Raw genomic sequence first — 24143 nt, 5'->3', positions numbered from 1 at the left:
GCAGCGTGCTCTACAAGGCCAAGCGCAAGATCGAGTACTGCAAAGCTCAAACACGGGCCAAGGTCGAGCATCCGTTTCGCGTAATCAAGCGTCAGTTTGGCTACGTGAAAGTGCGCTTTCGTGGGCTGATGAAAAACACAGCTCAGCTGACCACGCTGTTCGCCCTGTCGAATCTGTGGATGGCTCGAAAACAGCTAATGGGTATGGGTGAGTTGCGCGTTTAACACGGAAAACCGGGCGGAAACGCCCTCAACGCGCGCTGCATCAGGCCATTTTCAGAAAATAGCGCTGGGTGCCGGGCAAATTGCGACTCGCCGCCGCTGCGTAGCAAGTTGATCGGAGCATCCTTAACGAAAAAACCGGCCTCAATTTCAAACCTCTGCAAAACGGTAGCAACCACGGCTGCGATGGCTGCGCGGTGGCGATCAATGGCGATACGATTACCGTGGTGGTGATGGATGCGAAGTCTTCGGTGAATGGCGTGAATAAGGCCGGTACGCCGCATGGGGATCCGGAGACAAGATTGAGAGGGTGGTTGGGTAATAGCTCAATCGCCGATTCGGACCCAGCGTTACGTGATTCTTTGCGAGCAGCGCTGCTTTCTGAAAACGTCAAAGTCCAAGGCGTGACCGTCAAAGTCGGTGTTCCCGCCCCCGGTAAAACAGGTGTAGCAGAATTTAAGGTGGAACCATGGACCAAGAAGTAATTCAGTGCGAGCGCTCGGGCGTAAACCCGAAATGGCCCTCCTACAAAAGTGTGCTGGGGCGCATAGCCAAGGGGCCACATGTCTCGGATGAATATGAGATAGCCGGTATTCGCGAGTACGTTACTCGCGAGGATGCTTCGCCGAAGCGTTCAATGATGGTTCCAAACAGAAACAATGCAACAGATGCTCGTGCAGAATGGATGTCGGTAACAAGGGCTCACAAAGTACTTGCCACTGCAACGGGAAACCCGCGATGGTTTTCCGAGTTGGCACACTGGATGCGTTACTACCAGGTAGGCATTTGGCAGTTGTTTTTTTGGGCGGGGCAGTTTGACGTTTTGGCTAAAGCCGTAGGTAATGACAGACGCCAACAAAACTATAGCATCCAAACCGCTGCCAACATGATGGCCGCTATGGCGATTCTGGGCTGGAAGGAAGCTGTCATCCACCAAGGCTATTTGACCCATGCGGCGCTCAACCGTGGTCATCAACTGGTCATCGAGTATGAAGAGGAGCACCGCCGCGCCCAAGCCTTTATGCTGCGTGTGTTTGCCGATTGGGTGGGCGATGTCTCGCATCAATGGCCTGCTTATGCTTACGACGAACCCATCTGCGAAGCCTTGTTGGCCAAGTGGCGCACTCCAAGCCCCGACGACCTGATGCCCTGTCTGTTGGCCGCGTGTGACCGCCACACTTGGCAAACCGGCAAAGAGAGCCAGAAGAATTCCTACGACTTCAATCAGGACTGGCACTTGGAGCGCGTGCCGGTGGAAATTCTCTATATCCTGCGCCTGCGCCAGTGGGAAGGTTTAGCCAATCCGCAGAAGATTGATCATCCGCTGATGGCCGCGCCCTTTGACCAATTGCCGTCCGAGCAGCCAGTGCCTGAGTTGGACGAGTTGATGCAAGGTGTGCTCAAGCGCGCAAGGGAAGACTGGCCTAATTACGATGACGTGTTGTCTTTGCCAGCGCTGAAAGGTTGAATAGGGTCTAAAAGCTAATGTTAACAGCGCTGCCGAAGGTGCTACGCTTCGAGTTTCTATCGATCCCCCGGAAGGAAGTTTCTCGATTTCAGACTGGACAGGCTATCTAGCGGGCGTCCCTGTACCGCAAGGGCCATTCAGATTACTGGAGGGGGCGGAGTACAATGCCACCAGAAATGGTGCCAACAAAGTCAATAGCACTCTCCGCCGAGAACAAGGACCTTTAGGTCAGCCTGTGGACGTCCATGAAATCAATCCAGTAAAATCTGGTGGACGTCCAACCGCCCCCACCAATAAGGTTATCGTTGCCTCGCGATGTTCATCTGCAGCAGGCAACTCCTTGGTGGAACCAATTGCAGAAAGACTTAGGAAAATAGCTATGGAATATCATCTAACAGAGGGGCAGCTCAATGGCCCTGCTGAAGTTTCGGCTGTTGATGGTCTGTCAACCCACTTGGGAGTCGCACTTCCTGACAGTTACATTGAATTCCTTAAGAAGCATGACGGTGGGGAAGGATTCATTCGCGATAGCTACATTGTTTTTTGGAAGGCAGAAGAAATAATTGACTTCAATCGTGAATATGAGGTCGAGACGTATGCGCCAGGTATATTTTTGTTCGCTTCTGACGGAGGAGGGGAGGGTTATGGGTTTGACACAGAGGATGCAGCACTGCCGATAGTACGAATCCCGTTTATAGGTGTGGAACGGAAGTATGCAATTTCGGTAGCGAGTGACATCCCCGATCTATTTGCTCGATTGGCAGACCGAAATGAGTGGCCTGAATAAAACTTCACCCCCTATAGGTATGGAGCTATCCGGGATTAAATCCGCTATTGTTGGTGGTGATCCGATCAGCCCTTTAAACCAAACTTATTTGATGAGACAGCGCCACGTTGAAGTTGTACGCGAGTGAAGCCTGGTTATCAGTGATCTGCGTAAAGAAGTAAGGTGAGTAGATGTGCAAAAGCAACTGACGGCGCGGCAGGCCATGCCTACGTTGCAAGCAGAGGGTGAAGTGGGCTACCTAGCCTTGGTAGTGGCACTCTTTCTGATGAAGGTGCTGCATCGTACGGCTTTTAATCAATGCACTCATTTAAGTGGATCGGATGCCGGCCATGCGCCACTATCACTTCGCACGTGCCAACGTTTTTCCGCAACTGCTCACTCGGTCGCAACCCCCTCTTTCATTCCAATCTCCTCCACCAACAGGTAAGGTAGCGACCCCCGAGAATTGGATCCCGGGCATGTTTCCATGGAGTTTTTCAGTGAAGTACATCAGCAAAGTCGTCGCTTCTGCAGCGTTTGGTCTTGTTCTGGCCGGCTGCACCGGCGCGCCGATCAAGTCGCCGCATTACGACAGCAACCAGTACACCGTTTTGGGTCATGGCGAAGCCAGCGCTACGGGTCTGATGCTGTTTGGCGTGATCCCTATCCGTCAGAACAGCCGCTTTGTTCGCGCTCAGGACGCGGCAATCAAGTCCAAGGGCGGTGATGCTCTGATCAACACTCAAGTACAGGAAAAATGGTTCTGGGCCTGGGTTCTGAGTGGCTACACCACCACGATTTCCGGTGATGTGGTCAAGCTGAAGACTGCGCAGTAAGCTTCACGCGGTTGCGTAGTGTCTGAAGAGCCCGGTTTGTGCCGGGCTTTTTGGTTTCTGGGGGCCGGCTTGCTCTTAGCGATGTGCGTGGTGTTGCGCGATCCCCTGGATGGGCTTCAACGATGTAAGTGTTTTCGGGGAATGAGATGAGCTATCAGATTCGTCCAGCCGTGCAGGCAGATGCCGAGGCCATCAGTGGTGTGATTTTATCGGCGTTGCATGCCAGTAATGCCCAAGACTATCCGCCCAGTGTGATCGAACGTGTGCAGCACAGTTTCAGCCCCGCAGCGGTGCGGGCGTTGATCATGCGGCGTCGGGTGTTTGTAGCGGTGTGCGAGGGTGTGATGGTCGGCACGGCGAGTCTGGACGGGCGGGCGGTGCGTTCGATGTTTGTCGATCCCGCCTGGCACAGGCGAGGCGTTGGACGTCGTTTGATGGATGAAATCGAGCGAGCAGCTGTCGAGGCGGGCGTGAGTGTGCTGGTCGTGCCGTCTTCGCTGACGGCACAGGGCTTTTATGCCGCGTTGGGGTTCACGATGGTGCGTGAGCAACTTGAAGGGGAGGAGCGAACGCTGATCATGGAGCGGGCGCTCAAGCCATAGTCTGCTCAGGGCGCAGTACGCTCATTTCAGACTGCAACTGGGTCAGTTGCTGGTGGGCGTACAGCGAGTTGGCGATCAGGGTGCAGAACACCTTGAGGGTTTCAAGGAGTTGCTGGTCGTCGAGTTTTTTCGGCAGCGGATCCAGGCCACACAGTGTGCCGAAGAAATCCCCCGTCGGGAAAATGATAGGCAGCGAGAAATAGCTCTGAAAACCAAACATTTCGGGGATGAAGTGGTCGGCGTAGGCAGGGTCGGTGGCGACTTCGTTGATCACGATAGGGCGAAGATTCAACCGCAGTTCGTTGCACAGGGTCGTTTCCAGTTTCAGCTCATGGCCTGCTTCGACGCCGAAATTGATCTCGTCGTAAACCGCACACGCTGTCCAGGTCGTGTCGGTGACTTTGGCGATCGCGGCAAATCGCAGCCCGGTCAGTCGTGTCACCAGTCTCAACAAGCTTGAGGTGGTCTCGATTTCACTGATGACGGCCAGTTCTGATGAAGTCAATGTAGTGTTCAATTGCGAGGCCCTGACCTGATCGTTGAAGTACCGGCACATTACATTTGGCACTGGAGAATGCCAGCTGTTCTATACCGGTTGTGATCCTGACATACCTGATCGAGGGTTACATGAAAATTTCCGCGAATGGGACAAACTGACGCTGTACTGACGGGCGGCTGACGCCAATAACTTAGTTGCGCCGTCGCGTACTAACGGCAAAAACCGGGCTGTCAGCCTGCTGCGTGCCGCTCGGGACGCGTGCCTTCCCGAAGCGGGTGCAGAGGCCGAGCGTGCGTTGGCTTCAGGTCTTGAATCGCAATACCAGGTCATTCATGTTCACAGCGAGCCTGGACAATTCGTTGCTCGCAATCAGTGTCTGACGAGTACCTTCGCTGCTCTGGGTCGCCAGGTCCCGAATGCTGACCAGGCTGCGGTCGACGTCTCGTGCGACATGCGCCTGCTGCTCCGAGGCCGTGGCGATCTGCAGGTTGCGATCATTGATTTCTAGCACCGAGTCAGTGATCTGGCGCAATGATTGCCCTGCATCTTCGGCGATCTTGCGCGTACTGTGGACTTCCTGTGTGCTCTTCTGCATGGATTCAACCGTGGCGGATGAGCCTGCCTGAATGGCGGAAATCATCTGTTCGATTTCCTGAGTGGAGGTCTGCGTACGGTGAGCCAGGGCGCGAACCTCGTCGGCCACCACGGCAAACCCACGGCCCTGTTCGCCTGCGCGTGCGGCTTCGATGGCGGCGTTCAGTGCCAGCAGGTTGGTCTGTTCGGCAATGGCGCGGATCACGCTGAGCACTTTGCTGATGTCCTGTGCTTGATTGGCCAGTGCCATGACCTGCGCCGAAGAGCCTTCGACCAGGGTGGTCAGGCCCTGCATGGCCGTCAGGGTTTCTGCGACTCGCTTGTTGCCAAGGTCGGCCGCTGTGCGAGAGTGCTTGGCGGCCTCTGAGGTTGAGGTGGCGTTACGCGCCACTTCCTCGACAGCCGCGCTCATTTCATTCACGGCAGTCGCCGCCTGTTCGATCTCGCTGTTCTGCTGTTGCAGGGTGCGGTCTGCGCTTTCGGTGATGGAGGTCATTTCAACAGCGGCGGTACTTAACTGTGTCGAAGCGCCCGAGATCTGCTGAACGGTGTCGCGCAGGTTTTTAGACATCAGGTTCAGTGCGCTCATCAAGCGTGAGGCTTCGTCCTTGCCGGTCACGTCAAGCTGGCCGGTGAGGTCGCCTGCCGCGATGTCTTCGGCCAGTTTCAAGGACGAGGTCATGGGGTCGACAATGCTGCGCGTCAACGCAATGGCCAGAAAAACGGTCAGAATCGAGGCGATGATCACCACGCTCAGCAGCACCTTGACGCTGTGGTCATAGACCGCCGTCGCCTCGTCACCGGAGTGTTTGGCTTCCTGTGCATTTTGATCGCGCACGACGGTGAGTTTTTCCTGGTACGCGCCCGCGCGCTGCGCTTGCTCGGTATTGGCGAGTGTGAGCGCTTTATCGTGATCCGTGGAATCCAGCGTAATGACCTGCTTCAGTCCCTCAATGTACTGCGCCATTTTTGTGCCGGCATCATCGAATTGAAGTCGGTCCCGCTCACCGGAAATGAGGTTTTTTCGATAGAACTCGCTGCTCGACTGGAGCGCGCCGATGGCATCGTTGGTCTTGGCGACAGCAGCACGATGCGCGTCCGGGTCAGCGGTGGCCAGCATGCGGATGCTTTCCAGGCGCGCATGCAGCAAGGCGATCTGGATGTCGTCGATCACCTGAATACTGGGCAGCGAGTTCAGCGCGATATTTTGTTCCGACGCGCGCAACTGGCCCATCTGAAGGTAAGAGAAGCCGCCCAACCCCACCAGCAGCAGGGTGATGATGCCAAAGCAGAGCGACGCCCTGCGGGAAATATTCAATGACCTGAGGTTCATGTTTGCCTCCGAAGGCAAAGCGTTTACGGAGGGCAAGAGAGTCCCTTCCTATAAACAGTTTTTCTGCTGGGCGCGGAGGCACTTTAATAAAACCTTCATTAAGAAAACTTCATGCGGCATCGGGCTGGTTAATGATTATTCAGGGTGTTCAATGGGCGTCCCAAGAACTAGAGTCAGGGTGATACTTCCAGTGTTAGTGCTAGGTTAAATGCTCTAAATCATTAATGCCTATCGACGGACAGGCTGCAGCGCTGAGACCGGCGCTCATCAAGTGGTTTCGCTGCGTCAATAGCCTGTGTGCATCAGCTGGCGCGCTGTATCTGCTCCAGTATCAGGCTGTCGGTAATGTTCGTGTCGTCCAGCAACAGAAACATCTTGCTCAGCACCTCGGCCATTTTCCTGTCGGTGTCGGCGAACGGCAGGTAGTACTCGTCGGGGCTGCCACCCACCGGTACGATGCACAGGTAGTTGCCGGGCTCGATATGAATGGCTGCGCTGCCCAGATGAATGCGGTAGTTCGCACGCTGGCCCGTAATGTGTAGAAAATGCCCCTCACATTTAACGCTCTGCAGCCCCATCCCCTGAATCAGCTCGCCGACCAGTTCGGCGCGTCGTTGCAAGGTTTCGTTGCTGGTGGTGTAGCCGTCTGCGGCGTGGGCCACGGACACCAGCAGATCGGCATCGCGCATGACTTCCGAAAAAAGCAGCGGCGGTACGTGCTCAAGAGGGAGCGCTTTGCGATCGCGGTAAAACGCAATCGTGTCGAACGTGAAGTATTCCGTTTCGGACAGGAAATGGCCGGTGTCCAGAAAGTTGAACAGGGCGTAAATGCCGTGTTCCTTGCTCTCGTAATAGATGTCCTCGACGCTTGAGGTCGACCAGTTGCGCACCTGCAGCAACCGGGCCGCCACTTTGCCTTTCAGGCGATGGCCGACGAACCGATTGGACCACAGGCGTGTATCACGCTCGGCGGGTGTCAGCAGGTAGAGCTCGCGAAAGGCCTGCTTGAACGGCTGCACGCGGCGCTGGCTTACGACTGCCTTCTGCCAGGCCGACAGTTGCCCGGCCGTGAACAAATGAAACGGGTGAGCAATGCGCAGGCTCCGGTCAATCGCGTGTGAGCGGCCTTCAAGGTCAGTGATTGTCAGGGTCGCGGCATCCAGCCAGCCCAGCGTGAGGTCGTCGGCCTGCACAATCAGCTGTTCCAGCAGCAGGCGAACCGCGGGCATGTTCAGCAATTGTTTCAAGTCGAGCAGCGTCAGGGACTCGCCGCTGCCCATCATGGTTTCCAGCGTGCGACAGAAACGGCTGATCTGTTCCTTGAGTTGGGTCTGCTGCGCTTTCAGTGCGACGAATTCGGTACTTTTGCGAATCGCTGGCGGCGCCGTCTTGAGCGTCTTCCCGCCTTTACTGATGTGCAACGCGGGCGACAAACCGTCGATCGTCAGCCTGATGTCGTAGCCCTCGATGGTGGCGGCCGTCAGCGCGGATTCGGCGATCTCCGATTCCATGGCCCATTCCAGACGAATCACCGAGGGATAACCCGCCACACGCGCCAGGTTTTCCAGCCCCGCCTGGATCGCTGCGTGGGAGTTGGCCTGTCGTTGTGCGCCGTATTTGCGCACCTCTTTGTGCAGTTTGCGGAACATCAGGTAGCGTTGACGGACATCGTCCGAATCCTTGACGGGCAGGACGCCATAGATACGCATTGCCGGCTGTGCGTGCCGGGTCAGTTTCTTTTCCAGTGCCGGTCGGCCGATGCCTTGATAGGCGTCGAGCAGCAAACGCGTCTCGGGAAATGCCCAGTGTGAGGGTTCAAGTGCCGCGAGGTAGTCACGCAGGTGCTGCGGGTTGGCCTCGGCCAGCGCCTTGTCCAGCAGAAAACGGTCCACCACACCCACGGTTTCGTCCAGCACATTGGGCAGGTCGCTGCCCCAGCCATGCTGAGGTGCGAGGGCGATGCTGAGGTATTCACGCTGGAAGGCCTGAAGATCACTCCAACCCAACGCATCGAGCACCACGCGACTGGCTTCTCCGGCATAGGGCAGGGCCGTCAGCAGGGTGTTTCTTGAAAAGCCGTTCAACGCGGCAAGCAATGCTGCCGATTGGGTTTTGGGCAATTCACTGATCCTCATGAAGCGTTCGAGTACCGTGCCCGTATGGCCGAAGCTGTCGAAGAGGGTGTCGGGAGTCATGCCCAGTCGCTCGATGACCGCGAGGGCCTGCAGCAGCCAGCGGGTCTGATACACCTCTACCGAACGAAAGGTGTCAGCCAGCTTCTCGGCGTTATCGGGCAGTCCGGCCAAGGCGTCTTCGACATAACGAACGGTGAACTTCGACAGTTCAGGGTGCACGTGTACGGGCTCCTGCGTGAGGGCGTCTTCGTCCTTGTGCTGCTCGTCATCGAAGCCTTCGCGTTCAACGTCCTCGTCGTCTGAGTCTTCCTCGTCGAAGTCCTCCTCGTTGTACCGCGCCAGGTCCACGTCGTCGCTGTAAAGGCCTGTGTCATCTGAGTAGAACATCATGGCGCGGCCCCAGGTATTGGCCGCCCGCACGAAACGAGGGTAATCGAGACCACCAGCCGCCAGCAGACCCAGTGCGATGCGCTCGATTTCCTTGTGTACGTAGACATAGGTGTCGGCGACTTTTCGTTGCTCCTCATCCGGCGGGAATGAGGGCCGCACGCGGTTCCAGCTGCCGTCCAGCAACCACTCGGCGAAGGTCTGCCAGGCCTGGGTCGTCGGGTAATTGCTCAGGCGTTTGATGCAGGCTGGTACATCAGGGAAGGTCCAGGCCTGATCCGGACTTCTTCGATAAAAGGCCGGGCTGTCGTCGTCAGTGGGTAACGGGTAATCGCTGTCCTCGAAGGCAAATTGCAGCATGTGCTGCAGTCGCGCGAAGATCTGTTCCTGGGCGTAGGCATCCGGGTGAGCCGTTATCCACGCATCGCAAAGACGATATTGCAAGCCGTAGCGCTGCTGGTCGCGGTGGTCTTGCAGGTCATCCCAGACAGTCGGGAACACAAAGCCGTCAACCAAAGCCTTGGTGCCCTCCTGAGGATGCTGCCTGATCCAGTCATCGGCGATGCGCAGCATGTCGAGGCTGTCCCGGAAATCGAACTCGAATTCGTCATGTCGGCTGAGCTCGGGATAAGTATCCAGTGCTCGGTCACAGAATGCCCGCAACGCAGCGAGGCGTGTGGCTTGTTCGGGCGCAGGACGGCGTGATTGCATGGTGGCTTCCGAAGAAATGAACGACGAGGGTCAACCGCCAATCAGCGGCACCAGGCGGATGAACGCGAGTGTGGAAGGGGGGCTCAGGTCGATGAGGTCATCAAGGCTCTGCAGCATGACGCCGTTGTGCAGAACGCGGAAGGCACGGGTTTCGAAGCCTTTCAAGGCCCGCTCGATCTCGACATGCACATCCAGGTCTGGAGGTGCACTGGCCTGCGGCATGGCGATCGCCCCTTCACCGGCCTGCTGACGAATGTCCCGTTCGCTCAGGTATTGGCGGTCGAGCACTTCGCGCAACGGCACCTGTTGCAGCCAGTGCTGGACCGACAGTGCGGCGATCTGTTCGGCAACGGTCAGGCGAATGAGCTCGGCGACCGTCAGGACAGGCGAAGACGGCGTCAGGGTAACAGGGGGAAGCAAAGGCTCCTGGCGCGCGCCTTTGAGGCAATAGCTATGAACCACGATATCCACACCGCACTCCTCGCAAGCCAGCCCGGCCGGGCGGAAGGCAGCTTAGCACCTTCCGGCCAGTGTGCCTGATTGCGCGTTACGGTTTTGCCAACGCGCCCGCATCGTCCAGAAACTTCGCGACCACACCCATGCAGGCCATGCGTTCTTCCACATGGGGCATGTGGCTGGACTCTTCGAACACCTCCGCTTGAATACCGCGGATGTTGTCTTCGTAAGGTTTCACCACCAGCGGCGTGGCTTCGTCATGACGTCCCGAGATCAGCAGCGTTGGCACTTGAATGAGGTGCAGGCGATCCACGATGGTCCAGTCTTTCATCGTGCCGATCACGTGAAACTCGGTCGGGCCATTCATGGCGTGGTACACCGTCGGGTCGGCATCGATCTGGTCAAAGGTGCGCTTCACTTCTTCTGGCCACGGGTTTACGCGGCAGACGTGGCGATTGTAGAAAAGGCGGGACGCTTCCTTGTATTCCTCGTCCTGCAAGGTGCCTGCCTGCTCGTGGCGCAGCAGGGTCTTCTGCACCGCTTCGGGCAGTTCACGACGCAGGCGATTAGCCTCGCTGACCCACGTGTGCATGTCGGCTGGCGAGTTGGCGATGATCAACGCCTTGAGCCCCGACGGCCTGCGCACGGCGTGCTCGGATGCGAGCATGCCGCCCCATGATTGTCCGAGCAGGGCGTAGTTGTTGGCGATGTCCAGGTGCATCAGCAGGTTGTTCAGCTCTGCCAGAAACAGATCAATTGTCCAGAAGTCGGCCTTCTTGTCCGGCAGGTGGGTCGAGTGACCGTTGCCCAGTTGGTCGTAATGGATGACGGCACGCCCAGTGGTGGCAATGTCCTTGAAGGCATCCACGTAATCATGGGTGCAGCCCGGACCGCCGTGCAGGATGACCAGCGGCGTGTGCAGGCCGTGTAGATCACCTGTGACGCGATACCAGGTGCGGTACTGGCCAAAGGGTGCGTAACCTTCCTGGATCGTGATCTCTGACATGCTGTCGGTCTCCCGGTGATGGATCAGGACACCTTAGCGCGGCTTGTCATCTGCGATAACTGGAAGAAATGATAGGTTTTTGCCGATCAGGCAGGTCAGCTGTCGAGTAATCGGTAATGCACGGCTCGCACCACGGCCTGGACACGGTTCTTCGCACCGAGCTTCTGCATGGCGGAATTGAGGTGCAGGGTCACGGTGGCGACGGAGCGGTTGAGGTGCTGGGCAATTTCCTTGGCCGTCAGGCCTTCAGCGGACCAGCTCAGGCATTCGCGTTCGCGGCGGGTAAGCTTCATGGTGGTGCATGAGTGCATGGCTTCATCAAACAGCGGGTAGGCCACTTCCTGAAAGGCATGGGCCAGCAGGCCGAACTCGGCCAGGCTTTGTCGTGCATCCTCCAGCGCAGCGTCGCTGCTGTCGGAACAGATGCCCGTCAGCGTGGCGAAACCGCCCTTGGGCATGTGGATGGGCACCGTCACGCCGCAGGTCATGTGGAATTCGTTCAGGTAGCGAACCACAGGCGTGTGCAGGTCCTTGATGACGCTGCGCAATACCGTTTCAGCCTTGGGCAGATATGACCACACAAAGGGCGAGACGCTGTTCACTGCCAGTTGCTGGACCGGGTCGATCTGGTAGTAACCCTTGCGGCACCAGAGTGTGTGCCAGTCTTCGGGGGCGTTGCGCAGTGTGAGCAATGAAGGGGTGATCAGTGCACCATCATGGGACACGGGCACCGGGCTGTAATCGTACACCACCGCATCGAAGCCGAGCCCCGAGGCGAGCGTCCATGCGCAGTCCATCTGCTGGTCCAGCGTGGCCGCCGACTGTAGACGTGTATTGAAATCTGACAACCTCACGTGCATGGCATGACTTCCTTTGTCATTCGACCCATCGAACGACAACTATAGCAATGAACGAAGCAAGGACAGTGCCACGCGCCTGAGTCCGTGCAGCCTGCGCGTTGAAAACCTATAAGAATTGCTAGCTGTCACCCGATGAGCGGCGCGATAGGGTGAGTCATATCTTTTCGGAAATACCGCAGCGCTGTCTCGCGGCAAACCGTGTGGGAGCGGACTTGTCCGCGAATGCGGTATTTCGGTCACTGCCTATGTGTCGGAGGCCCGACCTTTTCGCGGACAAGTCCGCTCCCACTGGCTGATGAAACCGGTTTTGAACGTGTAGGAGTGGACTTGTCCACGAAGACTGACTTCCAGACGCAACTCTTCGACTGAACACACCGGCCCCTTCGCGGATAAGTCCCACAGAAAAAACGGTGTCTCACCAGCAGGTTACGTTTTGTCTGATCGAAGGCGGTTATCTGCTGCGAAGCAGGATCACGCGACGGGGGTTTTCCGACGATTCTGACGTGTCGTTCTATCATGAGAGGCCCGCAGCGATTTTTCTGTCCTGCTCGATCTTCTTCAACCACCTCGGGGCGTGCAATGAATCTGGGTCGCTATCGCTTCATTCTTCAACGTCCATTGCAGCTGTTGCCGGTGTTGTTCGGTATCAGCCTGGTGACGTTCATTCTGGTGCGCTCGATACCCGGCGACCCGGCCCGCATCCTGTTGGGTGCCCGCAGTACGCCCGACGCGCTGGCCAACATCCGCGCCCAGTACGGCCTCGATCAGCCGATGTGGATGCAATACGTTTATTTCATGAAAAACCTTGTGCAGGGCGATATGGGCAAGTCGCTGCTGTACAAGATCGATGTGTTGAAACTGATCGTCACGCGTCTGGAGCCAACCCTGTTTCTGGTGCTGGGCAGCGTGCTGCTGGCGCTGCTGATTGCTGTCCCGCTGGCGACCCTTGCCGCGCGCAACAAAGGCCGTTGGTGCGACAACCTCATTCGCGTGTTCACCACTACAGGGCTGGGCATGCCCGCTTTCTGGCTGGGGATCATGTTGATCCTGCTGTTCAGCGTGCAGCTTGGCTGGTTTCCCGTGTCAGGCTACGGCAACGACTGGCTCGACAAGATCCACCACATGGTGTTGCCGTGCCTGACCATCGCATTGGCGCTGTCTGCCGTGCTGGTGCGTAACCTGCGCGCCAGCATGCTGATGGAATTGCAGGCCGACCACGTCACGGCGGCGCGCGCCCGAGGGCTCAGTGAAGGCGCGTTGTTTCGCCGCCATGTCCTGCCCAATTCGCTGGTGCCTTCGATCAACCTGCTGGCGGTGAACATCGGCTGGTTGATCAGCGGCACGGTGGTCATCGAAAGCCTGTTCGCCATTCCGGGTATCGGCCAGTTGCTGGTGCGCGGCATCTTCAGCCGCGACTACATGGTGGTGCAGGGCGTCGCGATGGTGCTCGCCTGCGCAACGGTCATGGTGAACTTTCTGGCCGACGTGGCGACGGTCGCGGTCGACCCCCGGGTGAACATCAAATGACCATCGCTCAGCTTCACGCCCCGGTTCACTGGCGTACGCGACTGCGTCTGCGCTTGCGCAACGGCCGACTGGCCATGCTGCTCGGCGGCTCGCTGCTGGGCATGTGGCTGCTGCTGGCGATCTTCGCGCCGTGGCTGGCGCCCTATGATCCGATCTTCCAGAACACCGACTTGCGCCTGATGGGGCCGCACCTGGCGCATCCGTTCGGGACTGACAATTTTGGTCGCGATATCCTGTCCCGCGTGATCTGGGCCGCTCGTGTCGATCTGCAGATCTGCGTGCTCGGCGTGGTCTTCCCCCTCATCATCGGCACCTTCGTCGGTGCGCTGTCCGGCTACATTGGCGGGCGCTTCGACAATCTGTGCATGCGCGTGATCGACATCGTTCTGGCGTTCCCGTTTCTGGTCTTGATGCTGGCGATCATTGCCATTCTCGGCCCCGGCCTGACCAGCTTCTATATCGCCATGGCGCTGGTGGGCTGGGTGTCGTATGCCCGCCTGATCCGCTCGCAGATTCTGGTGCTCAAGGAAAGCGACTTTGCCCTCGCCGCCAAGAGCCTGGGCTTCGGACACCTGCGCATTCTGTTCCGCCATCTGCTGCCCAACGCGCTGTTTGGCTCGATCGTGTTTTCCATGTCCGACGCGGTACTGGTGTTGCTCAGTGGCGCGTCGGTCAGCTACCTGGGCCTGGGCGTGCAACCGCCGCTGGCCGAGTGGGGCACCATGGTCGCCGAAGGTCAGGCGTTTCTGACGTCGGCGTGGTGGATCTGCCTGTTTCCGGGCCTGGCCATTGTCACCCTCGCGATGGGCTTCAGCCTGTTGGCGGATGGCGTGGCCGAAACGCTGGGAGAGCGCCGATGAGCACGCCGGTACTGAAGGTCAGCGACATGAGCGTGGTCGCCAGCAACCGTGGCCGCGAGGTGACGCTGGTAGACCGGTTGTCATTCGATCTGCATCAGGGCGAGATCCTCGGGCTGGTCGGCGAGAGCGGTTCGGGCAAGACGATGGCCTGCCGAGCGCTCATGCAATTGATGCCGTCGCCAGACCTGCAGGTGCGCGGCGGCTCGGTGCTGCTGGGCGACGTCGATCTGCTCACGCTCGATGCCGACCGGATGCGCGCCATGCGTGGGCGGCGCATCGGCATGATCTTCCAGAACCCCAGCAGTCACCTCGACCCGCTGATGCGCATCGGCGAGCAGATTGCTGAAGGCTTTCGCCTGCATCAGGGCTCGTCGAAGCGCGAGGCGAGGGCGCAGGCCATCGACCTGCTGCGCCAGGTCGGGATTCCCGATCCGGCCTCCCGAGTGGACAACTATCCCCATGAGTTTTCCGGCGGCATGCGCCAGCGCGCCATGATCGCCGTTGCGCTGGGCTGCGGTCCTCAAGTGCTGATTGCCGACGAGCCGACCACCGCGCTGGACGTGACCGTTCAGGCGCAGATCCTGCGTCTGCTGATGGACCTGCGAGACCGTCACGGGCTGTCGTTGATCATGATCACCCACGACCTGGGCGTGGTCGCGCAAACTTGCGATTCCATTGCTGTGATGTACGCCGGACGCTTGTGCGAGCACGGCAGCAAGCGTGATGTGCTGGCTCATGCGCGTCATCCGTACACGCGCGGCCTGATTGACTGTCAGCCTGCCAGCAGCGCGGGCAATGCGCTGCTGCGCACGATCCCCGGCCAGCCGCCGTTGCTCGATGCACTGCCGCAAGGCTGCCGCTTTCATGCTCGTTGCACGCATGCTGCGCAGGGCTGCGTCGAGCGGTTGCCATTGATGCGCGCGATGGGCGATGGCCACGCTGCCGCCTGTCATTACCCGTTACCGATGGCGCTGGCTGATGTGCAAGGAGTGCGCTCATGAGCGGCCCGTTACTGCTGAGCGTCAATGATCTGGTGGTGCGCTTCCCGGCGTCGGGCACGGGCTTCATGGGCCTGCACAAACAGTGGGTGCAGGCCATCAACGGCGTGTCCCTGACCCTCCGCGCAGGTGAGACGCTGGGGCTGGTCGGCGAGTCTGGCAGCGGCAAAAGCACGTTGGGCCGTGCCATCCTGCGTCTGAACGACGTGACGTCCGGGCAGATCGTGTTCGACGATGTTGATGTGGCGCAGGGCAGTGGTATTCATCTGCAGCGCCTGCGCAGCGAAACGGCCATGATCTTTCAGGACCCGTTCTCTTCGCTCAATCCACGCATGACCATCGGCGCGACGCTGGCTGAGGTGCTGCATGTGCAGCGCAAGGTTGCCAAGGCTGACATTGCGGCGCGGGTCATCGAACTGCTCGACATGGTCGGCTTGCGCCCCGAGTTCGCCGAGCGCAAACCCGGCGCGTTGAGTGGCGGGCAGTGCCAGCGGGTCGGCATCGCCCGTGCGCTGGCCATCGAGCCGCGCCTGATCATCGCCGACGAATGCGTGGCGGCGCTGGACGTCTCCATTCAGGGCCAGATCATCAACCTGCTGCTGGAACTGCGCGAGCGCATGAACCTGGCCATTCTGTTCATCGCCCACGATCTGGCCATCGTGCGTCGGCTCTGTGATCGCGTGGCGGTGATGTATCTGGGACGCATCGTCGAAGAAGGACCTGTCGAGTCGGTGTTTCTCAGCCCGCGTCATCCCTACACCGCAGCCTTGATTCAGGCGATCCCGGAGATCGACCCGAGCCGTCCGCTGCCTGGCGAGCCGCTGCAGGGCGAACCGCCCAGCCCGCTGCATCTACCCGACGGCTGTGCGTTTCATCCGCGCTGCCGGTTTGCCAGACCCGATTGTTCTCGCACCGCGCCGCCCACGCGTCATGTGGGCGCGCAGCGCTACGACTGTGTGCTTGAAGCCCCCGTGTTCTGATCCGCACCACTATCCGTTCTCGATACCGACAAGGAGTTTCCGTATATGAAAGCACGACCTGTGAAGTTGCTGACCGTCGCCATGCTGGCGGCCTGTTCCCTGGCCGCGGGGGTGGCGGAAGCCGCTGGCGTGCTGACCATCGGCCGCCGCGAAGACGGCACCACGTTCGACCCGATCAAGAGCGCGCAAAATATCGACAACTGGGTGTTTTCCAACGTCTACGATGTGCTGATCCGTGTCGACAACAAGGGCACCAAGCTGGTGCCAGGGCTGGCAGAGAGCTGGACCATTTCGCCGGACGGGCTGACGTACACCTTGAAGATTCGCCCCTCGAAGTTCTCCGACGGCTCGGAGCTGACCGCCAGCGATGCGGTGTTCAGCCTGCTGCGTATTCGTGACGACAAGGGTTCGCTGTGGAGTGACTCGTACAAGGTCATCGACACTGCGGTGGCGAGCGATCCGCACACGCTGGTGATTACCCTGAAGCACCCGTCGGCTTCGTTCCTGTCGCAGCTGGCCCTGCCCAACGTGTCGATACTTTCCGAGAAGGCCATGAAAAGCCTCGGCGAGGAGGCCTATGCCGAGAAGCCGGTAGGGTCGGGAGCGTTCACGGTCAAAGAGTGGCGACGTGGCGACCGGGTCATCCTGGAAAAGAACCCCAACTTCTGGGAAGCCTCCACGGTCAGTCTCGACGGCGTTGAGTGGATATCCGTGCCGGACGACAACACCCGTATGCTCCAGGTCCAGAAAGGTGAGCTGGACGCTGCGATCTATGTGCCCTTTTCCCGGGTCGAGAACCTGAAGAAAGACGCTGGCCTGGTCGTGCACCTGGACCCGTCCACCCGCGAAGATCATTTGCTGATCAACCACGAACACGGCGCACTGGCGAAAGTGGAAGTGCGTCAAGCGCTGGACATGGCCATCGACAAGACCGCCCTTGTCAACGCCGCAACCTTCGGGCTGGGTACTGTCGCCAATTCCTACATTCCCAAAGGTGCGCTGTATCACTACGCCGACAACCTGCAACGTCCTTACGACCCGGTCAAAGCCAAAAAAATGCTGGCCGACGCCGGTGCGTCTGACCTGAAACTCAACTACATCGTCAACGCAGGCAATGAAGTCGACGAGCAGATCGCGGTCATGCTGCAACAGCAACTGGCCAAAGTCGGCGTGACCGCGACGCTGCAGAAGGTCGACCCAAGCCAGAGCTGGGACATGCTGATTGCCGGTGACTACGACATCTCCGTGATGTACTGGACCAACGACATTCTCGACCCGGACCAGAAGACCACCTTTGTGCTCGGTCATGACACCAACATGAACTACATGACCCGCTACAAGAACGACAAGGTCAAGGAACTGGTCGCCGCCGCCCGCGTTGAAATGGACCCTAAAAAGCGCGAGCAGATGTACATCGACCTGCAGAAAATGGCCAAGGCCGACGTAAACTGGATCGACCTCTATTACAGCCCGTACATCAGCGTGTCACGCAAGAACATCGAACGCTTCGGCCAGAACCCGCTGGGTCGTTTCACGCTGGAAGAGACAGTCAAACGCTGAAGGCGCTCAAACGGGGCCAATAAAGAAATGCGTACCTGTGGGAGGCGGCTTGCCGGCGATGGCGTCCGTTCAGTCGCTGATGTGTTGCTTCTGAGACGCATCGCCGGCAAGCCGCCTCCCACAGTCCGTTGGTTGCAGCAAAGCTTGTGCATAACGATGAGCGCCCCATGTGGGAGCGGACTTGTCCGCGAAGGCCGTGTGTCAGGCGCTACATCTCGGCTGGATGTGCTGGCGTTTTCGAGGGCAAATCCACCCGACAATCAGCCGTGCGCAGGCCGTTGCCTTTTAATCCGGTACATGTCGCTGTCGGCATGGCTGAGCAGTGTGTCGGCGTCCTCTCCATCCAGTGGATAGCACGCGACGCCAATGCTGCAGGACGGCATTTGTACCTCGCCAAGGTCGGCGTCCAGCGGTTCGGCCATGACAGCAAGAATCTGCTCGACCTTTCTGGACACGGCTTCCTGAGACTGGATATCGGTCAACAGCACCGTGAACTCATCGCCGCCAATGCGCGCCACCATGCCGGTTTCGCCGATACAGCGCTCCAGTCGCCGCGCGACCATGCACAGCACCTGATCGCCCACGGCATGCCCATGCACATCATTGATGCCCTTGAAGTCATTCACATCCAGAAAGAGTAGCGCCAGAGCGGTCTGTTCCTGACGCGCCTCTCGCAGCGCCGTGTGCAATCGGTCGTTGAACAGGGACCGATTGGTCAATGCTGTCAGAGAATCGTGATGGGCCAGAAAGCGCAGCTCTTCCTCGGCCTTGGCAAGAGCGGTCACGTCCCGCGCGACGCCGATTCGCGCACCGACCTCCTCAGACCAGAACGCGGCCCACAGGATGTAGACGACACTGCCGTCCTTGCGAATGTAGCGGTTACGGAAATCGAAGTGCGGTTGCCCGCTCATGACCCGCGCAATGGAAGCCCGTGTGGCCGCCAGGTCATCGGGGTGCATGTAGTCGGTGATGTGCTTACCGGTCAACTCTGCAGGACGATAGCCAAGCAGCGCCTCGCACGCATCACTGACGAACACGATCCGGTTGTCGCTGTCGACCACGAAGACGGTATCCAGCATCAGATGGATGAGCTTGGGGTAGAGCGCTTGCAGGTCGACGGGCATGGTTCTGTGACGTCCAGATCAGGTCAGCCGATCATAGCCTGATCGCAAAGTGAGGCGGGGAGAAATAATGGCCCTTTGATGCATTAACCTCGTTTTGGCGGCGAGACAGCGCAGCGTCCAAGACGCGGAGGCTTCACCCGCGAAAGTGCGTTTTCCCGGCAGACCCTGAGTTGTTTGATGAGCGATGTCATCGCCCGTCAGACCTGCCGCCGCCACATCACTCACGCCTTATGCTGACGCCGCGCATCGCTCAGCATCGAGATCGTCAACTTGCGAACTTCCAGTTTGCTGATCTCCACATGAGAGCGCAGCAGCAACAGCGCTTCATCGCGTTTGCGCGCGTGAAGGGCGTTGAGGATGGCGGCGTGTTCGAGGTAGGTGTGTTCGATGCGCGCACTTTTGAAGAAATCCAGGCGCCTGACGATGCGAATGCGCTCGGTGACGTCATGATGGACGCGGGCCATTTCATCATTGCCTGATGCGGCCACCAGTTGGGTATGAAACTGCTCGTCGAGATCGGCGACGACTTGCATGTCGGTGTGCCACTGAGCTTTGTCCACCAGCCAGTGTCCGCGCAGGACGTTGAGTTCCGGATGAACCTCGGCCGATGCACAGATGCGTTCCACGGCCGCGCATTCCAGCACGATGCGCAAATCGTAGAGCTGGTCGATCTGGGTGAAGTCCAGCGGTTTGACTGACCAGCCCCGGCGAAACTCCACTTCCAGATAGCCCTCGCGCTGCAACCGGTACAGTGCATCGCGCACCGGCGTGCGTGATACCTGATAACGGTCGGCCAGCTGGTTTTCGGTGAAGCGGTCGTAGGGCAGCAGGTAGAAATCGAAGATTTCCTGCTTCAATCGACGATACACCTCTTCGGCCAGCGCGTTGGTGGAGTGCGGTGTGGTCACGGCCTTCATTCCAGCGTGCTCAGGTCGATGCTCACATGCGCGGCGACCACTTTCCAGGCGCCCTCGAACCGCACCCAGGTCTGCATCTGGCGGCCCAGACGTTGCGTGACGCCGTCGTGAAACTCGGTGCTGACGGTGGCGAAATCCTCGCCAAAGGTGCTGACGACCGTACGCAGCAATTGACGTCCGGGCCCGACGGGCTGGCAGTGACGTCGATACAGCGCGATGGCGTCAGCGCCGTGCAGGTTTTCCGCCACGCCGTAGCGCACGGTATGTTCTGCATTCCAGAAATAGTCATCCAGCGTGGTCAGTTCGTTGGCCAGCAGGGCGCGTTCGTAATCGACGAACGCGTCGGTGACGGCGGCCACCACATGGGGCAGGTTGATATCCATCAGTGTGTATTCCTTGTCTGTAGTGCCTGCTCCAGTGCCGACAACGGCGCCACGCGACCCACGATGCCGCCCTGGGCGGTGATCATGTCGAGCGTCGCCTGCTTGAAGGCGGGAAAGTAACTCTCGGTGGCGTCTTCGATCAACAGGCAGCGATACCCGCGATCATTGGCCTCGCGCATGCTGGTCTGCACGCAGACCTCGGTGGTCACGCCCGCAAAGATCAAATGGGTGATGCCCGCCGCGCTCAGCCGCCCGTTCAGGCCGGTGGAAAAGAACATGCCTTTGCCCGGTTTATCGACGACCCACTCGCCCGCCATCGGTGCCAGCGCATCGATGATCTGGTTGCCCGGCTCGCCGCGCACCAGAATCCGGCCCATCGGCCCGACATCGCCAATGCGCAGACCCTCAAGGCCGTGTTCGAGTTTGGAGGGCGGGCAATCGGCAAGTTCGCTGTCGTGGGATTCGCGGGTGTGGATCGTATGGATGCCGTGGGCGCGTGCGAGTGCGAGCAGCCGCTGCACGTTCGGGACAATGGCTTGCAGCGGCAGCACGTCGTTGCCCAGCGCTGCGCCGAAACCGCCGGGTTCGAGAAAGTCGCGCTGCATGTCGATGATCACCAGCGCCGTGCTGGCAGGGTCGAAGGCAAAGCGGGCCGGATGAGCGTTGACGTCGATCATGCTGACTCCTTTTGCAACTGTTCAGCGCCCGCCATGTGTCGACCCAGCTCAGTGCGATCGGCGTCTCGGGTCAGGGTTTCGAAGACCAGTTCGCCGTCGTGGATCACGGTGATGCGGTCCGCCAGTGTCAGCAATTCGTCGAGGTCTTCGCTCAACAGCAGCACCGCGGCACCGCTGTTGCGCGCGTCGATCAAGCGTTGATGGATCAGCGCCACTGAGGCGAAGTCCAGACCGAACACCGGGTTGGCGACGATCAGCACGGCAATGTCCGAGGTCAGTTCGCGGGCCAGTACGGCCCGTTGCACGTTGCCGCCAGACAGGGTGCCGATGGGCCGGTTCGGATCGTTGGGCGTGACCTGAAAACGTTCGATCAGACCGCGTGCCTGAGCGGCGACTGCGCGGCGGTCAATACGCCAACCCTGACGGCACAGGGGCGGGCGGTCGAAATTGCGCAGGGCCAGATTATCGGCAACGCTGAGCCCGCCGATGCAGGCATTGCGCAGCGGCTCTTCCGGCAGGCTGAATACGCGCAGGCGCTGCATTTGTTCGCGGCTGGCGTGATACGGCTGACCGTCGATCAGTACGCGTCCGGCACTGAAGGGCCGTTGGCCCAACAGGGCTTCAGTCAGTTCGCGCTGGCCGTTGCCGGAGATACCGGCAATGCCGAGGATTTCTCCGGGCCGCACCGCCAGGCTCAGGCCTTTGATCGCCAGCGTGCCTTTATCGCCCGGCACGTCGAGTTGCTCGACCTGCAGCTGTGGGGCACGCTCAGGCACTGGCGGGCGATCACTGCTGACACTGTTCGTGTGCGCATGGCCCATCATCCACGCGGCCATTTGCTGCGTGGTGGTCTCCGCGACTGCACTGCTCGCCACCCAGCGTCCTTTGCGCAATACCGTAACGTCGTCGGCGTAGGTGCTGACCTCGCGAAACTTGTGGGTGATCATCAGCACGGTCAACTCGCCACGGTGCGCCATCTGCTGCATCAGGCCCAGCACTTCATCGGCTTCCTGAGGCGTGAGCACCGAGGTCGGTTCGTCGAGAATCACCAGCCGACGCTCCAGATACAACTGCTTGAGAATCTCCAGCTTCTGTTTTTCACCGGCGGCCAGGCTGCTGACCGGCCGTTGAATGTCGAGCCGAAACGGCATGCGCGCCATGAAGGCTTGCAGGCGTTCGTGTTCGGCAGCCCAATCAATGCGCCACGGCAGGTCGCCGCGAGACAACACCAGGTTTTCCGCCACGCTCAGGCCCGGCGCCACGGTGAAATGCTGATACACCATGCCGATCTGCAACTGGTGCGAGTCGCGTGGGTTACGAATCTCGTGTTCGCGGTTGTTGACCAGAATGCTGCCCGACTGCAAAGGGCCGTAGCCGATGATGCCTTTGACCAGGGTGCTCTTGCCGGCACCGTTTTCGCCCAGCAGCGCATGCACGGTGCCGGCCCGCACCTTGAATGACACGTCATCCAGCGCACGAAAGGTGCCGAAGCGTTTGCTGGCACCGATGGTTTCCAGACTCAAAGCGCGCATGATCACGCCTCCAGCAGATCGCGAAGCATCGACGAATGCCCGACGGCACCGAACACGCCGCCCTGCATCTTGATCATGCTCAAGGCTGCCGCGTGGTTGGCCGGGTCGGTGGCACCGCAGCAGTCCTCGAGCAGGATGCACTCGAAACCGCGATCATTGGCGTCACGCATCGTGGTGTGCACGCACACATCCGTGGTGATGCCGGTGAGGATCAGGTTTTCGATGCCTCGGGTGCGCAGCACCAGTTCCAGGTCGGTGGCGTAGAACGAGCCCTTGCCAGGCTTGTCGATGATGATCTCACCGGGCAGTGGGGCGAGTTCTTCGATCAGTTCCCAGCCGGGTTCGCCGCGCACCAGAATCTTGCCGCAAGGGCCTGGATCGCCAATGCCCGCGCCGATGCGCTGCGAGCGCCAGCGTTTGTTGGCGGGCAGGTCGCTGAGGTCCGGGCGATGGCCTTCGCGGGTATGAATGATGGTGAAACCCAGCGGGCGCATCAGCGCGAGCAGCCCCTTGATTGGCTCGATGGGCGCACGGGTCAGCGCCAGGTCATAGCCCATGCTGTCCACGTAACCGCCAACGCCACAGAAATCGGTCTGCATGTCGATCACGATCAGCGCCGTGTTATTCGAGTTGAGCTTGCCGTTCCATGGCCACGGATAGGGCTCGCAAGCCAGATAACGTTCACTCATCGGGGTTATTCCTTCCACGTGGTCGGGGTGGGTTTGAACGTGCGTTCGGGCGCATCGAAACCGCAGGCGCTGCCATCGGTGTGCACCACGTCCGCTTCCCACGGCAGACGGTATTGACCGGCGGCCAGGTCGTGCATGTAGGTGTAGGGACAGTCCTGCGCACCGCCGTTGACGGCGACATAACCGCGATGGCCGAACTGATAAATATTGTTTTCCACACCCCAGTTGAGGCGTGCTTCGCGGACCAGATCCGGGCGCAATTCACAGCAGACGATTTCATCCGCCCGCCCGCCGCCCTCGGCCATGAGCGTGCCGTCGAAGTCGACGAACATCGCTTCGCCCATTGAATCGAATGTGCCGTCCGAGCCGCACATGCAGACGCTGGCGGTCTGCATCAGGTTGGTGAAGGCGTTGCTCTGGTTGGTGATCTTCCACGAATGACGAATCGGCGCTGTGTAGCCTGCCGTGCGCAGCATGATGTCTGCACCTTTGTAAGCGCACTCGCGGGCCATCTCGGGGAACATGCCGTCGTGGCAGATGATCAGCGCCAGCGTGCTGCCGCGCGGTCCCTTGCACACCGGAATGCCCAGATCGCCCGGTTCCCAGGGTTCGACCGGCACCCACGGGTGCAGCTTGCGGTAATACAGCTGAATCTCGCCCATGTCATCGACGATCAGGCCGCTGTTGAACGGATTGCCGTGCGGGTTGGCTTCCATGATCGAGAAGCAGCCCCAGATGCGGTGCTCGCGGCAGGCCTGACGTAGCGCCGCGACTTCAGGACCGTCCAGGCTGCACATGATCTCTGGCGCAGTGCTCATGGACAGACCGTGCAGCGAATACTCGGGAAACACGATCAGGTCCATGCCGGGATTACTGCGCCGTGCCTTGGCAACCATCGACACCACTTTCTGGGTTTGCGTCCACAGCGCCTCGCGGGTGTGCGGATCGGGAAGCGCCAGTTGCGCCAGACCGATCACTACGCCATTGGGCGATTTGTTCAAGCCACCAAGACCACTGGCCAT

Annotated in this window: 24 protein-coding genes and 1 pseudogene; 11 read left to right on the top strand and 14 right to left on the bottom strand. The window is 59.5% G+C overall.

The window, feature by feature from the left end; translation table 11 throughout:
• The 6 genes from BUB69_RS27710 to BUB69_RS27685 form a co-directional block, all read left to right on the top strand.
• Positions 1-224: transposase (locus BUB69_RS27710; protein WP_141121921.1), on the top strand; the 224-nt coding region annotated here is incomplete at its 5' end.
• 194 nt (positions 225-418) lie between these two features.
• Entirely contained in the window at positions 419-706 is a 288-nt protein-coding gene (locus BUB69_RS27705; protein WP_245825336.1) for a hypothetical protein, read from the top strand.
• Positions 707-1014: 308 nt separating this feature from the next.
• Entirely contained in the window at positions 1015-1689 is a 675-nt protein-coding gene (locus BUB69_RS27700) for a hypothetical protein (RefSeq protein ID WP_073173364.1), read from the top strand.
• Between the two features lie 235 nt (positions 1690-1924).
• Complete coding sequence (locus BUB69_RS27695) at positions 1925-2476, top strand: SMI1/KNR4 family protein (protein WP_245825334.1); 552 nt, start codon at positions 1925-1927, stop codon at positions 2474-2476.
• Between the two features lie 479 nt (positions 2477-2955).
• Positions 2956-3291: a hypothetical protein gene (locus BUB69_RS27690; protein ID WP_024686356.1), complete on the top strand. Its 336-nt coding sequence runs from the start codon at positions 2956-2958 to the stop codon at positions 3289-3291.
• A gap of 146 nt (positions 3292-3437) precedes the next feature.
• Positions 3438-3893, top strand: a complete 456-nt coding sequence (locus tag BUB69_RS27685; protein WP_073173348.1) for a GNAT family N-acetyltransferase — start codon at positions 3438-3440, stop codon at positions 3891-3893.
• Here the strand turns inward: BUB69_RS27685 and BUB69_RS27680 are convergent.
• From BUB69_RS27680 to BUB69_RS27655, 7 genes and pseudogenes are all read right to left on the bottom strand, one after another.
• Positions 3883-4410: a GAF domain-containing protein gene (locus BUB69_RS27680; RefSeq protein WP_073173361.1), complete on the bottom strand. Its 528-nt coding sequence runs from the start codon at positions 4408-4410 to the stop codon at positions 3883-3885. The genes BUB69_RS27685 and BUB69_RS27680 overlap by 11 nt on opposite strands.
• Before the next feature lie 283 nt (positions 4411-4693).
• A complete protein-coding gene (locus tag BUB69_RS29820; protein WP_425439418.1) occupies positions 4694-5482 on the bottom strand; it encodes a methyl-accepting chemotaxis protein in 789 nt (262 codons plus the stop codon).
• 66 nt (positions 5483-5548) lie between these two features.
• Positions 5549-6319 (bottom strand): annotated as a pseudogene (locus tag BUB69_RS29815) (MCP four helix bundle domain-containing protein); the annotation flags it as partial.
• Positions 6320-6621: 302 nt separating this feature from the next.
• The gene (locus BUB69_RS27670; protein ID WP_073173342.1) at positions 6622-9552 is read right to left on the bottom strand and encodes a DUF4132 domain-containing protein; all 2931 of its coding nucleotides are present in this window, start codon (positions 9550-9552) and stop codon (positions 6622-6624) included.
• A 30-nt stretch (positions 9553-9582) separates the two neighbouring features.
• Positions 9583-10023, bottom strand: coding sequence for a hypothetical protein (locus tag BUB69_RS27665; RefSeq protein WP_073173339.1), 441 nt, complete (start codon positions 10021-10023; stop codon positions 9583-9585).
• 76 nt (positions 10024-10099) lie between these two features.
• Positions 10100-11014, bottom strand: a complete 915-nt coding sequence (locus BUB69_RS27660) for a proline iminopeptidase-family hydrolase (protein ID WP_073173335.1) — start codon at positions 11012-11014, stop codon at positions 10100-10102.
• A 95-nt stretch (positions 11015-11109) separates the two neighbouring features.
• Positions 11110-11874 carry a LuxR family transcriptional regulator gene (locus BUB69_RS27655; protein ID WP_073173332.1) on the bottom strand — a complete coding sequence of 255 codons (765 nt, stop codon included), beginning with the start codon at positions 11872-11874 and terminating at the stop codon, positions 11110-11112.
• Between the two features lie 579 nt (positions 11875-12453).
• Between BUB69_RS27655 and BUB69_RS27650 the strand changes: the two genes are divergently transcribed.
• Genes BUB69_RS27650 through BUB69_RS27630 form a run of 5 tightly spaced genes read left to right on the top strand, consistent with a single transcriptional unit; the run spans position 12454 to position 17799 of the window.
• Positions 12454-13401 carry an ABC transporter permease gene (locus BUB69_RS27650; RefSeq protein WP_073173329.1) on the top strand — a complete coding sequence of 316 codons (948 nt, stop codon included), beginning with the start codon at positions 12454-12456 and terminating at the stop codon, positions 13399-13401.
• Positions 13398-14261: an ABC transporter permease gene (locus tag BUB69_RS27645; protein WP_073173326.1), complete on the top strand. Its 864-nt coding sequence runs from the start codon at positions 13398-13400 to the stop codon at positions 14259-14261. The genes BUB69_RS27650 and BUB69_RS27645 overlap by 4 nt, the downstream gene beginning before the upstream one ends.
• Complete coding sequence (locus tag BUB69_RS27640; RefSeq protein ID WP_073173323.1) at positions 14258-15262, top strand: ABC transporter ATP-binding protein; 1005 nt, start codon at positions 14258-14260, stop codon at positions 15260-15262. The genes BUB69_RS27645 and BUB69_RS27640 overlap by 4 nt, the downstream gene beginning before the upstream one ends.
• Positions 15259-16239: an ABC transporter ATP-binding protein gene (locus BUB69_RS27635; RefSeq protein WP_073173320.1), complete on the top strand. Its 981-nt coding sequence runs from the start codon at positions 15259-15261 to the stop codon at positions 16237-16239. The genes BUB69_RS27640 and BUB69_RS27635 overlap by 4 nt, the downstream gene beginning before the upstream one ends.
• A gap of 45 nt (positions 16240-16284) precedes the next feature.
• Complete coding sequence (locus tag BUB69_RS27630; RefSeq protein WP_073173317.1) at positions 16285-17799, top strand: ABC transporter substrate-binding protein; 1515 nt, start codon at positions 16285-16287, stop codon at positions 17797-17799.
• Positions 17800-18059: 260 nt separating this feature from the next.
• Here the strand turns inward: BUB69_RS27630 and BUB69_RS27625 are convergent, their stop codons facing one another.
• From BUB69_RS27625 to BUB69_RS27595, 7 genes are all read right to left on the bottom strand, one after another.
• Positions 18060-18923 carry a diguanylate cyclase domain-containing protein gene (locus BUB69_RS27625; protein ID WP_073173315.1) on the bottom strand — a complete coding sequence of 288 codons (864 nt, stop codon included), beginning with the start codon at positions 18921-18923 and terminating at the stop codon, positions 18060-18062.
• 221 nt (positions 18924-19144) lie between these two features.
• The gene (locus BUB69_RS27620; protein ID WP_425439416.1) at positions 19145-19840 is read right to left on the bottom strand and encodes a GntR family transcriptional regulator; all 696 of its coding nucleotides are present in this window, start codon (positions 19838-19840) and stop codon (positions 19145-19147) included.
• Positions 19837-20223 carry an oxalurate catabolism protein HpxZ gene (gene hpxZ, locus BUB69_RS27615; RefSeq protein ID WP_073173312.1) on the bottom strand — a complete coding sequence of 129 codons (387 nt, stop codon included), beginning with the start codon at positions 20221-20223 and terminating at the stop codon, positions 19837-19839. Before hpxZ ends, BUB69_RS27620 begins: the two co-directional genes overlap by 4 nt.
• Positions 20223-20900 (bottom strand): cysteine hydrolase family protein, encoded by a 678-nt coding sequence (locus tag BUB69_RS27610; protein WP_073173309.1) that lies wholly within the window; start codon positions 20898-20900, stop codon positions 20223-20225. The genes hpxZ and BUB69_RS27610 overlap by 1 nt, the downstream gene beginning before the upstream one ends.
• Positions 20897-22432 (bottom strand): ABC transporter ATP-binding protein, encoded by a 1536-nt coding sequence (locus BUB69_RS27605; RefSeq protein ID WP_073173306.1) that lies wholly within the window; start codon positions 22430-22432, stop codon positions 20897-20899. The genes BUB69_RS27610 and BUB69_RS27605 overlap by 4 nt, the downstream gene beginning before the upstream one ends.
• Positions 22433-22434: 2 nt before the next feature.
• Positions 22435-23121 (bottom strand): biuret amidohydrolase, encoded by a 687-nt coding sequence (gene biuH / locus BUB69_RS27600; RefSeq protein ID WP_073173303.1) that lies wholly within the window; start codon positions 23119-23121, stop codon positions 22435-22437.
• 5 nt (positions 23122-23126) lie between these two features.
• Positions 23127-24143 carry a formamidase gene (locus BUB69_RS27595; protein WP_073173300.1) on the bottom strand — a complete coding sequence of 339 codons (1017 nt, stop codon included), beginning with the start codon at positions 24141-24143 and terminating at the stop codon, positions 23127-23129.

The sequence above is a fragment of the Pseudomonas asturiensis genome (genome assembly GCF_900143095.1).
In the GTDB taxonomy this organism is placed as follows: domain Bacteria; phylum Pseudomonadota; class Gammaproteobacteria; order Pseudomonadales; family Pseudomonadaceae; genus Aquipseudomonas; species Aquipseudomonas asturiensis.
The sequence above is the reverse complement of the archived record's forward strand: the minus strand, read 5'-3'. Positions and strand labels throughout refer to the sequence as shown.